This is a genomic window from Brevundimonas intermedia, assembly GCF_004614235.1.
GTDB lineage: Bacteria > Pseudomonadota > Alphaproteobacteria > Caulobacterales > Caulobacteraceae > Brevundimonas > Brevundimonas intermedia_A.
In genome coordinates this window covers 879,657-893,069 of the sequence record NZ_SPVH01000006.1, presented here as the reverse complement: position 1 = coordinate 893,069, position 13,413 = coordinate 879,657, and the positions used below count along the sequence as shown (strand labels likewise).

The 13,413-nt window shown below is 67.3% G+C and carries 11 protein-coding genes; 1 reads left to right on the top strand and 10 read right to left on the bottom strand.

Features of this window, described 5'->3' with window-relative positions:
• Position 1 precedes the first annotated feature (1 nt).
• On the bottom strand, positions 2–463 hold the full coding sequence (locus tag EGY25_RS10680; RefSeq protein WP_135194947.1) for a DoxX family protein: 462 nt from the start codon (positions 461–463) through the stop codon (positions 2–4).
• Between the two features lie 39 nt (positions 464–502).
• Positions 503–1,696, bottom strand: a complete 1,194-nt coding sequence (locus EGY25_RS10675) for a M48 family metallopeptidase (protein ID WP_135194946.1) — start codon at positions 1,694–1,696, stop codon at positions 503–505.
• Between the two features lie 144 nt (positions 1,697–1,840).
• On the opposite strand from EGY25_RS10675, the gene EGY25_RS10670 reads away from it, so the two are divergent.
• Entirely contained in the window at positions 1,841–2,101 is a 261-nt protein-coding gene (locus EGY25_RS10670; RefSeq protein ID WP_135194945.1) for a hypothetical protein, read from the top strand.
• Positions 2,102–2,173: 72 nt separating this feature from the next.
• On the opposite strand, the gene EGY25_RS10665 is transcribed toward EGY25_RS10670, so the two are convergent.
• The 8 genes from EGY25_RS10665 to EGY25_RS10630 all read right to left on the bottom strand — a co-directional run bounded on the left by EGY25_RS10665 (position 2,174) and on the right by EGY25_RS10630 (position 13,412).
• Positions 2,174–2,701, bottom strand: coding sequence for a porin family protein (locus tag EGY25_RS10665; protein WP_135194944.1), 528 nt, complete (start codon positions 2,699–2,701; stop codon positions 2,174–2,176).
• A 228-nt stretch (positions 2,702–2,929) separates the two neighbouring features.
• Positions 2,930–5,608, bottom strand: coding sequence for a pyruvate, phosphate dikinase (gene ppdK, locus EGY25_RS10660; protein WP_135194943.1), 2,679 nt, complete (start codon positions 5,606–5,608; stop codon positions 2,930–2,932).
• Between the two features lie 338 nt (positions 5,609–5,946).
• The gene (gene glyS, locus EGY25_RS10655; protein WP_135194942.1) at positions 5,947–8,157 is read right to left on the bottom strand and encodes a glycine--tRNA ligase subunit beta; all 2,211 of its coding nucleotides are present in this window, start codon (positions 8,155–8,157) and stop codon (positions 5,947–5,949) included.
• On the bottom strand, positions 8,157–8,537 hold the full coding sequence (locus EGY25_RS10650; protein ID WP_135194941.1) for a hypothetical protein: 381 nt from the start codon (positions 8,535–8,537) through the stop codon (positions 8,157–8,159). Before EGY25_RS10650 ends, glyS begins: the two co-directional genes overlap by 1 nt.
• Positions 8,534–9,427 (bottom strand): glycine--tRNA ligase subunit alpha, encoded by an 894-nt coding sequence (locus EGY25_RS10645; RefSeq protein ID WP_432417372.1) that lies wholly within the window; start codon positions 9,425–9,427, stop codon positions 8,534–8,536. Before EGY25_RS10645 ends, EGY25_RS10650 begins: the two co-directional genes overlap by 4 nt.
• Positions 9,428–9,539: 112 nt before the next feature.
• Positions 9,540–10,460 (bottom strand): fasciclin domain-containing protein, encoded by a 921-nt coding sequence (locus EGY25_RS10640; RefSeq protein ID WP_135194939.1) that lies wholly within the window; start codon positions 10,458–10,460, stop codon positions 9,540–9,542.
• A 208-nt stretch (positions 10,461–10,668) separates the two neighbouring features.
• Entirely contained in the window at positions 10,669–11,541 is an 873-nt protein-coding gene (locus EGY25_RS10635; RefSeq protein WP_135194938.1) for a 4-(cytidine 5'-diphospho)-2-C-methyl-D-erythritol kinase, read from the bottom strand.
• Between the two features lie 5 nt (positions 11,542–11,546).
• On the bottom strand, positions 11,547–13,412 hold the full coding sequence (locus tag EGY25_RS10630; protein ID WP_135194937.1) for a tetratricopeptide repeat protein: 1,866 nt from the start codon (positions 13,410–13,412) through the stop codon (positions 11,547–11,549).
• Position 13,413: the final 1 nt, after the last annotated feature.

Here is a 13,413-nt window from a genome sequence, read left to right as displayed (position 1 = left end):
CCTAGAGCCGGGGCAGGAACAGGACGAAGTCCAGGCTCCACAGCCCCGGCCCATTGGCGATCAGCCAGATCAGGATCACCATCAGCAGGGTCTCCGGCAGGTCGAAATAGCTGGAGAGGCGATAGCCGAAGCTGGTCCCCTCGACCGATTTTGACGCCACCGTCACCAGGGCGACCAGGCTAATGATCAGCAGCACCAGCGCCGCCAGGCTGGTGAACAGGCCCATGATCAGCAGGGCGCCGAAGGCGAACTCGCACACCGAGACGAACCGGGCGGTCTGGCGTGGCGCGGCGATGCCGGCCTCGACCATCGTCTTCTGCATCTTCTCGGCCTGGGCCGGGGTGAACAGCTTGTAGAAGCCGGACAGGAAGAACATCCCCCCGACCACGACCCGCGCGATCAGGGGCGCAATGTCCATCAGCGCCGGGATGCCCAGGCCGAAGCTGCGATAGAGGTCGATCATCAGAAAAAAGCTCCGCTGGATGGCGGAGCCTTCAATGCCTCACGGCCTGGGCGGTTGCCCCGGCGAATGCGTCGCCTTCCATTCCATCGCCCGACGGACGCGGTTCTCGACGCTGGGGTGATCGTAGAACAGGAACTCCTCGACCGCCGAGGGCGACGGGGCGCGGTATTCGGCGGTCTTGATCAGGGCCTTGGCCAGGCCGTCGGGTTCATTGGCGTGGACCAGCGAGAACTGGTCGGCGTCTTCCTCCATCGTCCGCGTCATCGTGGCGAAAACCGGGGTGGCGAGCACGCCCAGGAAGGCCAGGACCAGGGCCAGCACCGGCAGGCCGGCGGGATCGGCGATGTCGCCCACCCGATCTGCCCTCAGCAGGCGATGCGCCAGCGGATAAAGCCGATCCGTCAGCCAGAAGGCCAGGGCCGACAGAAGCACCAACACCCCGACCATCCAAAGGACATGGGCGTGAACATAGTGGCCCATTTCATGGCCGACGACGCCGCGCACCTCGGCCAGGTCCGCGTTCTGTTTGAACATAGTGTCGCTCATCGCCACGCGCGCCGTGCCGAACAGGCCCGAGACGTTGGCGGTGTAGCGGTCGGACTGTTTGGAGCCGTCGTAGATGAAGATCTTGTCCGACGGCGTGCCGGTCTGTTTGGCCAGCGCCACGACGGCGTCGCGCACCGGGCCGTTCGGCGCAGGCGTATAGGTGTTGAAGATCGGCTCGATCACCAGGGGCGAGATCACCAGGCCGATGACGATGAAGGCCGCCGTCACCCCGGACGCCCAGGCCCACCACAACTTTCGCGCGCGCCGGATCAGGGCGTAGATGGCGACCAGCAGCAGCGCGGTCACGACGACCGAGATGGCCGCCCCGATCGCCGCCTCGCCCAGCCAGCCGCCCAGGGCCTGGCTGCTCAGGCCATACTGTTTCTCGCGATACCAGCTTTCATAGATCGACCACGGCAGGGTCAGAACCCAGCTCATGACCGAATAGACCAGGGCGACGGCGAAACTGGCCATCAGCGGCCGGCGACGGCGGCGCTCGATCCGGCTGCGAATGGCGACCAGTAGGCCGGTGCGCACGATGATCCAGGCGACCAGGGCCGAAACCAGGAAACTCCACAGGATCAGCCAGTGCGATCCGTGGGTATAGGCGACGGCGCGGGCCGTCTCTTGAGGCGACAGGGTCGCGAGCCACTGGGCCGTGGCGACCGCCGGATCGAAATTCTTCATGGTTTCTCCCTTAAGAGAACCAAAGCGCGTGACCCGCGTTATGTCAGGTTAATTCCCATCCATGATGATTCTTGCGCCGTCACGCTTGAAACTGTCACAGTATTTTGCAACGCATTCGATTGTCGAGAACAGGGGATCTCCCAGATGGCTCACATGACACCGAAGCAGGTGCTGGAAAGCTTGGCCAAGGATATCGCCGCCGTGCTGAAGAGCATGGGCGGTTCGGCCCACCAGAATATGGTGGTCGATTGCGTCGCGGCGATGAAACGTCAGCGCGGCGAGGCGGTGAATCCGCCCGATCTGCGCCAGAAGATCATCGAGACCTTCGAACAGTACCGCGACTGGTTCGTGCGTCCGTTCGGCGAAGGCTCGCAGCGCTGGGCCCTCGCGGGCGACTTCGCCTGACATCATTGTCCTGAACGCGAAAGGCGCGCCCCTTACGGAGCGCGCCTTCGTCGTTCTAGCTGACCCTAAAGATCAGAAGCGACGGATGTAGCTGACCGAATAGGCGTCGGCCTCGCCCGCATCGTCACGGTAGTCGCGACGCGTCCAGTCGGCCCGCACACCGTTCACGCCATCCAGGTAGTAGTTGGCGCCGGCGCCGTAGTTCCAGCTGTCGCCGCCCACGTCGGTGTTGGCGCCCGGGAACTCCTGCTTCAGCTCGGTGTGGCCGTAGCCGCCGCGCGCAAACAGCTCCAGCTTGTCGCCCACCGGATATTTGCCGACCACATAACCGGCGGCGTCCCACTCATGCTTGATCGAGCCATCGACGCCCGCAGCGGTGAAGTCGTCGTCCTTCACACCGACCGAGGCTTCAGTCTCGACGGCGATGTAACGGTTCAGGTTTACGCCCAGACGACCCGTAACGGCGCCCGTCGTTGCAGCGTCGCCTTCAAGATGAGTGTAGCCCAGCGAGCCGTAACCGCGCGGCTCGGGATTGGTTTGAGCAAAGGCTGGAGCAGCGATTGCGGAAACGGCGACGGCGGCGAGAAGAATGTTACGCATTGTTTCTTATTAACTCCTAGATGTGATGACCAAACCGATCATCAGCCCCATCCAGCGACAGCTTAAATAGGTCAGGGCTTCATCTGTTCCAGAGGCTGCGAAACACTACGAATGCCTGTGGACGCAGGGACACATACGTCGTTCCGCCAAGGTTGGCGGTTTTGTGACAAAGAAAAAGGGCGGCCTCTGTAGAGGCCGCCCTTTTCATGATCCTGCTGTGCAGAAGGCCTAGCGGTCCTTTTCGCGTTCCACGTTCAGCGCCGCCTGCGCCGCCGCCAACCGCGCGATGGGCACGCGGTAGGGCGAGCAGGAGACGTAATCCAGACCGGCCTTCTCGCAGAAGGCGATCGACGACGGATCCCCGCCATGTTCGCCGCAGATGCCCAGCTTGACCTCGGGCCGCACCGCGCGTCCCCGCTCGGCCGCGATCTCGATCAGACCGCCGACGCCGTCCTGATCCAGACGCACGAACGGATCGGTCTCGAAGATGCCCTTGTCCAGATAGGCCTGCAGGAACCGCCCCGAGTCGTCGCGGCTGATGCCGAAGGTCGTCTGGGTCAGGTCATTGGTGCCGAAGCTGAAGAACTGGGCGTATTCGGCCAAATCCCCCGCGCGGATGGCGGCGCGCGGCAGTTCGATCATGGTGCCGACCAGATAGTCGATGCTCTCGCCCGTTTCCTCGAACACGGCCTTGGCGGTGCGGTCGGTCAGTTCGCGCAGGAACTTCATTTCCAGACCCAGGGCGACCAGCGGGTGCATGATCTCCGGCAGCGGGGCCTGACCCGACGTCTTCTGAACCTCCAGCGCCGCCTCGATGATGGCGCGGACCTGCATCTCGTAAATTTCGGGATAGGCGACGCCCAGGCGGCAGCCGCGGTGGCCCAGCATGGGGTTGGTCTCGTGCAGCTCCTTGGCGCGACGCTTCAGCTTGTCGGCGTCGATGCCCGAAGAGGCGGCCAGGGCGTCAATGTCTTCCTCGGTATGGGGAATGAACTCGTGCAGCGGCGGGTCCAGCAGGCGCACCGTGACCGGCAGGCCGGCCATGATCTCGAACAGTTCGACGAAGTCCGACTTCTGGAACGGCGCGATCTTGGCCAGGGCCGTGCGGCGCCCGGCCTCGTCGTCGGCCAGGATCATTTCGCGCACGGCGGCGATCCGGGTGTCGTCGAAGAACATGTGCTCGGTGCGGCACAGGCCGATGCCCTCGGCGCCGAAACCGCGCGCGGTCTTGGCGTCCAGCGGCGTCTCGGCGTTGGCGCGCACCTTCAGGCGGCGCACCTTGTCGGCCCAGGCCATCAGGGTCTGGAAGTCGCCGGTCAGTTCGGGCTCGATCATCGGCACGGCGCCGTCCAGCACCTCGCCCTTCGAGCCGTCGATGGTGATGATCTCGCCGGTCTTGAAGGTGCGGCCGCGCGCGGTGAAGGTGCCCTTGGCCTCGTCGATGTGAATCTCGCCGGCGCCGGAGACGCAGGCCCGCCCCATGCCGCGCGCCACGACGGCGGCGTGGCTGGTCATGCCGCCGCGGGCCGTAACGATGCCGCGCGCCGCATGCATGCCGTGAATGTCCTCAGGGCTGGTTTCCTCGCGCACCAGGATGACCGCCTCGCCCAGGCCGGACATGCGTTCGGCCTCGTCGGCGTCGAAGACGATCTTGCCCGTCGCCGCGCCGGGCGAGGCCGGCAGGCCGGCGGCGACCACGGTGCGGGCGGCATCGGGGTCCAGCGTCGGGTGAAGCAGCTGGTCCAGCGCCGACGGCTCGACCCGGCTGATGGCCTCCTCCTGGGTGATCACGCCCTCGGCCGCCAGGTCCACGGCGATCTTCAGCGCCGACTTGGCCGTGCGCTTGCCGTTGCGGGTCTGCAGCATCCAGAGCCGGCCCTGTTCGACCGTGAACTCGATGTCCTGCATGTCGCGGTAATGGCTCTCCAGGGTGTTCACCACCGTGACGAACTGACCGAACACCTCGGGCATGGCCTCTTCCATTGAGGGAGCGGTCTCGCCCATCTCCTCGCGGCCGATCTTGGTCAGGGACTGCGGCGTACGGATGCCCGCGACCACGTCCTCGCCCTGGGCGTTGATCAGGAACTCGCCGTACAGGCGCGCCTCGCCAGTCGAAGGGTTGCGGGTGAAGGCCACGCCGGTGGCCGAGGTCTCGCCCATGTTGCCGAACACCATCGACTGGACGCTGACGGCCGTACCCCAGCTCTCGGGGATGTCGTGCATGCGGCGATAGAATTTGGCCCGGTCGTTCATCCAGCTGGCGAAGACGGCGCCCACGGCGCCCCACAGCTGGTCCTTGGGATCCTGCGGGAAGGGATGGCCCAGCTCACGCTCGACCACGGCCTTGTAGTCGGCGACCACCTTCTGCCAGTCCTCGGCCTTCAGGTCGGTGTCGACGGTGACGCCCAGCCGGTCCTTGTGCTGGTCCAGCACCTCTTCGAAATCGTCGTGGCTGAGGCCCAGCACCACGTTCGAATACATGGTGATGAAACGGCGATAGCTGTCGAACGCAAAGCGGCGGTCGCCCGACAGTGTGGCCAGACCCTCGACCGTCTGGTCGTTCAGACCCAGGTTCAGGACGGTGTCCATCATGCCCGGCATCGAGGCCCGCGCGCCCGAGCGGACCGAGACCAGCAGCGGGTTGTTCACATCGCCGAACGTCTTGCCGACGATGCCCTCGACCTGATCCAGCGCGGCCTTCACCTGGGCTTCGAGATCGGCGGGATAGGTCTCGCCGTTGGCGTAATAGTGGGTGCAGACCTCGGTGGTGACGGTGAAGCCCGGCGGGACCGGCAGACCCAGCGAAGACATTTCCGCCAGATTGGCGCCCTTGCCCCCGAGAAGGTTCTTCATCGACGCGTCGCCGTCGGCGGAGCCTCCGCCGAAGCCGTACACCCACTTGGTCATATTGCAGTCCCTGAGCTTTTCGGATCGTCCGGCAGGTTGCCCCCGCTCGCACATGCAGCACGATCTAGCGCGGAGGAACCGGCTTGACCATGGCGGATGTAACAATGCGTGAGGGGGTAACCGGTTTCTTGACAGCTCGCCCGGAGAGGCCGCGCCGCCTCACCTCCCCGCGCGCGAAGGCGCGTGGGGAGGACAGATCGCGCAGCGATCAGGAGGGGGCGATTCCGACAATGGTGATGACCACGACAGCTTCAGACACCCCCGTCGCCCCCACCTGGCGCTCGCTGACGCGATCGCCTGTCCTCCCCGTCGGCCTTCGCCGACGGGGAGGTGAAGGATCAGCCCGCGATCTGACCGAAGTCCGCCACCCGGCCCATCACGTCGCGCACTTGGCCCAGCAGCTTCAGGCGGTTGTCGCGTTCGGCGGGGACGTCGGAGTTGACCAACACGTCCTCGAAGAACCGGTCCACCGGCGCCCGCAGCCGGGCCAGGGCCGTCATGGCGGCGGCGAAGTCCTCGGTTTCCAGCGCGGCCTCGACGGCGGTGCGGGCGGCGCCGACGGCGAAGGCCAGGACGGTCTCGGGCTCGGGCTGGTTCGGCAGGCCGGTCTGGACCATGCCGGTCGGGACAGGCCCCTTCTTCTCCTCGGCGCGCAGGATGTTGGAGGCGCGCTTGTAGCCGGCCAACAGATTGGCCCCATCGTCCGTGGCGAGGAAGGCGGCCAGCGCTTCCACGCGGCGCACGATGCGAACGAGGTCGTCGTCGCCCAGGGCGAAGACGGCGGCGACAAGGTCGTGGCGCTGCCCCCGGTCGCGCAGGAGTACGGTCAGGCGGTCGGCGAAGAAGGCCATCAAACCAGAGCTACGTTGTAGTTCCCATTCAACGGGCGGCGTCTGGTCAACAGTTTGGACGCCCAACAAGCCGGCAGCCTTTGCCGACAACGCGGTTAGCTGCTGCAACAAACCGTCGTCCGACAAGTCACCAGTTGAGCGCAGGAAGTCCAAACGTCCGCTCACGTGCGCTTCGGCCGAGTTTAGCAATTGAGCCATCAAACGGCGGCCAGCATGAATTGACTGTCGTTCAATGCTCACCCGGACACCGTTCTCCAGCATCAACCGGATCACACCCAACGCCGCTCTCCGCAGCGCGAACGGGTCCTTCGATCCTGTGGGCTTTTCGTCGATGGCGAAGAAGCCGACCAGGGTGTCCAGCTTATCGGCCAGGGCGACGGCGACGGTGACGGGCGCGGTCGGAACCGTGTCGGCGGGGCCTTGCGGCTTGTAGTGGTCGCGGACGGCGTCGGCCACGGCGTCGGAGTGACCGGCGAGGCGGGCGTAATAGCCGCCCATGATCCCCTGCAGTTCCGGGAACTCGCTGACCATGCCCGACAGCAGGTCGGCCTTGGACAGGCGCGCCGCCATCTCGGCTTCGTCGGCGTCGGCGCCGACCAGGGGCGCGATTTCGCGGGCAAGCGCCGCGATGCGCTCGACGCGTTCGGCCAGCGTGCCCAGTTTGGCGTGGAAAGTGACGCCGGACAGTTTGGCGTTCCAGGCGTCGAAGCCGACCTTCTGGTCCTCATCCCAGAAGAAGCGGGCGTCGTTCAGACGGGCGGACAGGACGCGGCTGTTGCCGGCGGCCAGGGCCTTGCCGCCGTCGGTGGCCTCGACATTGGCGACGACCAGGAAGTTCGGGGCCAGGCCGTCTTTTGACGGATCGCGGACGGCGAAATACTTCTGATGCACCTTCATCGACAGGCGCACGACCTCGGGCGGCAGGGCCAGGAACTGCGGGTCCATGTCGCCCAGGATCGGGGTCGGCCATTCGGCGAGACCCGCCACCTCGTCCAGCAGGCCGTCGTCATCGACCAAGGCGAGACCCCGCGCGGCGCAGGCGGCCTTGGCCTGTTCCAGAATGCGCAGCTTGCGGTCGGCTGCGTCGATCAGGACGAAATTCTTTTCCAGTTGGGCGCGGTAGTCGACGAAGTCGCTGACCTTCAGCGGCTGGCCCGAGCCCATGAAGCGGTGGCCCTCGGTGATCGCATCGGATGGGATGCCGTCGATCTCGAACGGCACGACCTTGCCGTCGAAGATGCACAGGATGCGCTTGATCGGACGGACCCAGCGCAGGGTTCCGGAGCCCCAGCGCATCGACTTGGGCCAGGGGAAGGTGCGGACGACATGGTCCACCGTCTCCGCGACCAGATCGGTCGTGGCGCGGCCCTTGGACGACAGGACGGCGAACAGGACGCCGTCGCGCTCGGTCAGTTGATCGCGGGTCAGGCCGGTCTTGCGCAGGAAGCCTTCCAGCGCCTGTTCCGGGGCCGAGGCGCGCGGGCCCTTGACCTCTTCCTCGCGGTCGGGCGTGGCGACGGGCAAGCCGTCGATCACCAGGGTCAGACGGCGAGGACCGGCATAGGTCGTCAGCGCGTCCCAGGTCAGGCCGGCGGCCTTCAGCCGGTCGGAGACCATGCGCTCCAGGTCGCGCGCGGCGCCCTGCTGCATTCGGGCGGGGATTTCTTCGGAGAAGATTTCGAGAAGAAGTTGGGGCATCAGTCGGCGGACTCTTCGGTCGTGGCGGCAGACCGCATCAGGGTAAGGGCGACGTCCCGCAGGGCCAGCGGCGCGTCGGCCGCACCCGGCTCTGCGCTGAAGGCGATGTTCAGCAGGAAGGGGCGCGGGGCCAAAAAGGCGTTCTGCAGGATGCCGAACCACTTGTCGCTGACCACGACCACGCCGCGCCAGCCGCCGGGCTGGGCAGTCAGATGGCTGCTGAGATCATCGGCGGGGCGGACGATGCGAACCTCGGCCCACGACTCCTGGCCTTCGATTTCCACACGGCCGCTGGAGAACAGCGAGATCGCCTCGCCGGGGTGCTGCTCCAGATTGATGTCGGCCAGATCGAAGGAGAGGATTCCAGAAACAGTGCTCACGACGCGGCCTTTTCATTTTCGACATAGGCCAGGGCGCAGGCTTTGCAGAGGTCGCGGATGTGGCCGATGTAGCTCTGGCGTTCGGCGACGGCGATGGCGCCGCGGGCGTCCATCAGGTTGAACAGGTGGCTGGCCTTCAGCACCTGGTCATAGGCGGGCAGGACCAGGGGCTGGTTTTGCGGGCCGCGCATGTCGAGCAGGCGCGAAACCTCGGCGACCATGTCCTCGAACCGGCGCTTCAGCCCGTCCACGTCATAGCCGTGGAAGTTGGCCTCGGACTGCTGGCGCTCGTTCTCCAGGAAGACCTCGCCATAGGTCAGGCCTTCTTTGGTGAACTTGAGATCGTAGACGTTGTCCACGCCCTGGACATACATGGCCAGACGCTCCAGCCCGTAGGTCAGCTCGCCTGAGACCACATCGACCTCGATGCCGCCAACGCCCTGGAAATAGGTGAACTGCGTCACCTCCATCCCGTCGCACCAGACCTCCCAGCCCAGGCCCCAGGCCCCGACGGTCGGGTTCTCCCAGTCGTCCTCGACGAAGCGGATGTCGTGCAGCTTCGGATCGATGCCGATCGCCGCCAGCGAGCCGAGATACAGTTCCTGAAGATTGTCCGGGTTCGGCTTCAGAATGACCTGGTATTGGTAATAGTGTTGGAGACGGTTGGGGTTCTCGCCATAGCGGCCGTCGCCGGGGCGGCGGCTGGGCTGGACATAGGCGGCCTTCCACGGCTTGGGGCCGAGCGCGCGCAGGACGGTGGCGGGGTGCAGCGTGCCGGCCCCGACCTCGATATCATAGGGCTGAAGAATGGCGCAGCCCTGCTCGCCCCAGTAGCGGTGGAGCGTCAGGATCAGGTCCTGAAACGCGAGCGGCTCGGTCGAGGTGGTCAAATCGGGCTCGTGGGGAGGGGTGCAAAAAAGACGGCGGACCATAGGGCCCGCCGCCTTCCGCTTCAACACGCTACCAAGCGAGCGCGTGGGTGACCCGTATTATCGCCCCAACTTATTGGGGAGTCGGGTTGGCTTCGTCGCCGCCGTCAGCGGCGGGATCGGCCGCATCGACCGGGGGCGTGGCCGAGGTATCGACCTGACCATCGGTCGGGTTGGCGACCGGGGGCGAGGCCGTGGTGGTGGTCGCAGCAGCCGGCTCACCCGTCGGGGCCGTCGCCGGAGCGGCCGGAGCGGCCTCTTCAGCCGGGGCGGCGGCTTCTGCAGGTGCCGCCTCTTCAGCCGGAGTAGCGGCTTCAGCCGGGGCGGCGGCCTCTTCATCGCCCATGGCGGCCATGGAGTTCGCCGGGTTCAGGACTTGGTCGATCGGGAAGATGGCGCCGTTCGAGGCGTCCAGCTCAGCGCTGACCACGGTCGCGCCGTCAGCCTTGATGGCCGAGCCGGTGCCGTCCAGCAGAACCTGGCTCTCGGCGGCGGTCGGCACGCCGCCCTTCTTGCCCATGATCTGGTCGGGCGTCACGTCGGCGACGATGACGTGATAGAGCAGCAGCTGACGCAGTTCGGCGGCGTTGGCCGGATCCATCAGACGCGTGCGGTCGGCCTCCGGCAGGGCGGCGAAGGCCGCGTCGGTCGGGGCGAAGATCGAAATGGCCGGGCGCGTCGCCAGGGTGTCGGTCAGTTGGGCCGCATCGAGGGCCGCCAGAAGGGTGGTGAACTGGCCGCTCGCTTTCAGCTTGTCGACCACGGTCTCGCCGGCGGCCGGCGTGGCGGCCTGGGCGACATCCGTCGCAGCCGGCGCTGCGGCTTCAGCGGCCGGCGACGACGACGCGGGCGCGGCAGGCATGGAGGGATCACTCTGCGGCACCGGGGCCTCGGCCGGGGCGGGCGAGGTTGGCGGGGTGACGTCCTGCGCGAAGGCGGGAGCGGCCATCAGGGTGACCACGGCGGTTGCGGCAAGCAGTTTTGCACGAAGCATGACGGTATCCTTTTTCTGTTTGAGGATCGCCATGAGGGGAGCGGCGACCCGTTCCAGTCATCGGAACTGCGGACTCAAATCAGAACACCGTGATCTGGTTCCGAGGTGTCGAAACAATTCGTAACGATTGTGATGATCAAGGCGAGACCTTGGCGATATCGGCGTTCCACAGGGCGAATGGCCAGTATTCGGCCACAAAGCTCGAACGCTACTGAACGGCCAGGCGCGTTGCTGTGACCCAGGCGTGGGGATGAGCGGCGGCGAGCGCTCGCGCCGCCGCCTGTGCCGCTGCCTCGGTGGGATACAGGCCGAACACCGTCGCACCCGAGCCGGACATGCGGGTCAGGGCGACTTGGGGCGTGGCGGAGACAGAGGCGAGGGCGTCCGCGATGGCGGGCGTCAGGGCCAGCGCGGGGGACTGGAGGTCGTTACGCTGAACCGACAGCCAGTCGATGACCGCGGCGACGGACCAGTCGTGTGGCGGATCCGGTCGGTCGGCCGAACGCACCGGCACGGCGTCATAGGCCCGATAGACGGCGCCGGTCGGCGACGGGACGCCGGGGTTGAACAGGACGGCCGCCAGCGGCGGCAGGCGCGGCTCGTCGGTCAGCACATCTCCCCTGCCCTCGGCCCAGGCGGTGCGCATGCGCAGACACATGGGGCCGTCCGCGCCGACGACGCCGGCGACCGCTTCCAGCGCCGCGTCGTCGATGTCCAGCGACAGGGCCTGACGCGCCAGCTTCAGCACCGCCCCCGCGTCGGACGACCCGCCGCCCAACCCGGCCGCGATGGGCAGACGCTTGTCCAACGTCACCTTCAGCCTAGGTTCGCCCGTTCCCGCGACTTCGCCCAGGCGCCGAAGCGCGCGCAGGATCAGATTGTCGGGCGCAGCGCCCAGCGCCTCGCCGAACGGCCCGGTCAAATCGAGGGACAGGCTGTCGGCCGGCTCGACAGAAACCTGATCGCCCACATCGGCGAAGGCGACCAGGCTGGACAGAGGGTGATAGCCGTCGGCGTCCACCGCCCCGACATGCAGGAACAGGTTGATCTTGGCCGGAGCCAGGGCGGTCAGCACAAGCATGGAAACTATTGAGAGACGCCCAGCGCAGGCGCGGCGCCGTCCAGCCCATTGGCGATCTTGCGCTCGACATCGGCCCGGCGTTCGGGTTCCGGCTCCAGCACCAGGACGCGGTTCCACAGCCAGACGGCCTCGCGTTCGCGGCCCACCCGCCAATAGGCGTCGCCGAGGTGGTCGTTGATCTCGGCGTTGGCGGGCTCCTTGTCGACGGCCTGCTCCAAGGTGTCGACGGCGGTTTCGAACTGGCCCTGTTTGAACTGAGCCCAGCCCAGCGAGTCCTGGATGTTGCCGTTGTCGGGCTCCAGCGCATGGGCGCGGGCGATCATCTCGGCGCCCTCCTGGACCCGCAGGCCCTTGTCGACCCACAGATACCCCAGATAGTTCAGCATGTCGGCGTCGTTGGGCGCGGTCTGGAGGGCGGCCCATAGCTCGGCCTCGGCCTCGGGCGTGCGGCCCAGGGCCTCATACGCGGCGCCGCGCAGGAAGTGGACGCTGGCGCCCTGATCAGCGGTGTTCAGCACCGGCCCGTCCAGCAGGGTCAGCGCCTCGTCATGCTGTTTCAGCTGCATCAACTGCCCCGCCAGGACCAGGGCGATGCGGCGGTCGTCGGGGCTGGCGGCGGCGGCGCGCCGCAGTTCGGCCAGGGCGTTGTCCGACTGGCCGTCCTCTTCCAGCGCGATGGCCAGCTGGGCGCGGGCGGCGGCGTAGAGTTGGGGATCGTCGGTTCCGACGCGCGACAGGGCGCTGCGGGCGGCCGACTTCAGGCCGGCGCGCGACAGGACCTGGGCCAGTTGGAACTCGGTCTCGTCGTCATCGTGCAGGTTCTGGGCGAGCCGCAGATAGACGGCGGCGAACTCATTGCCGCGTTCGGCCGAGGCCTGGGCGGCGGCGGTGATCAGGCCCTGCGCCGCGCCTTCGCGGAAGTCGGGCAGGACCGGGGGCCGGCCGCCGTCGCGCACCCGCTGCAACGCGCGGACGACGCCGGGATCGACCGGCTGAACCGCGATCGCGGCTTCATACAGGGCGATGGCGTCGTCGCGACGGCCGCGCCGTTCCATGAACTCGCCATAGGGGCGTTTGAACAGGGCTCCGACACCGGCCACGTCGGCGGCGGCCTTCAGCTCCACCTCGGCCTCGGCATAGTCGCGGCGCTTTTCCAGCAGGGCGGCGCGGTTCATCCGGGCGAAGGCCAGGGTCAGGGGATCGCCGCTGATCGGCGCGGGCTGAAGCGCGCGGCTCCAGTCCCCGGCCGCCGCCGCGATCCACGGCGCGACCAGCAGGCCGGCGCGGGCATGGGGGGCGCCGATGGGTTGCTGGGCCAGGGCGGCGTTGGGCGTCCTGGCGTCGCCGCGCACGAAGTCCTGAACCAGCCGGACCAGGCGTCCGCCCTCGACGAAGGCGGGCGAGGCCGTCGCATCGGTGGGCGCCAGCGCCGCCGCCACGTCCAGATCGCCGGTCAGCAGGGCCGAGGTGAAGGCCTGTTCGCGCACGCGCGGCTGTTCGGGAACCAGTTGCTCGGCCTGGGCCAGATAGTCCGAGCCGGTCGCGCCCTCGCCCTGCATCAGGGCCAGCTTGCCCGCCAGATACAGACCATAGGCGCTGCGGCCCTCGGCGTTCGTGGGGATCGGCGCCCAGACCGCAGGGATGGGCGGCGTGACCGGGGTATCGGTGATGATGATGAAGGGATCGGGCGCGGCGTCCTGGCCCGAAGCGGGAGGCCCCGGCTCCACGATGACGGCCGGCGGCATGGCGGTCGGGCCGTCCTGAGCCGGCGTGGTCGGTGTGGGCATTTGCTGGGCCGCAGCCTGCCCGGCCATGGCCAGGGCGAGAACGGTCAGGGAGGCGGCGAAGAGGCGCGAACGGGAGGCGATCATG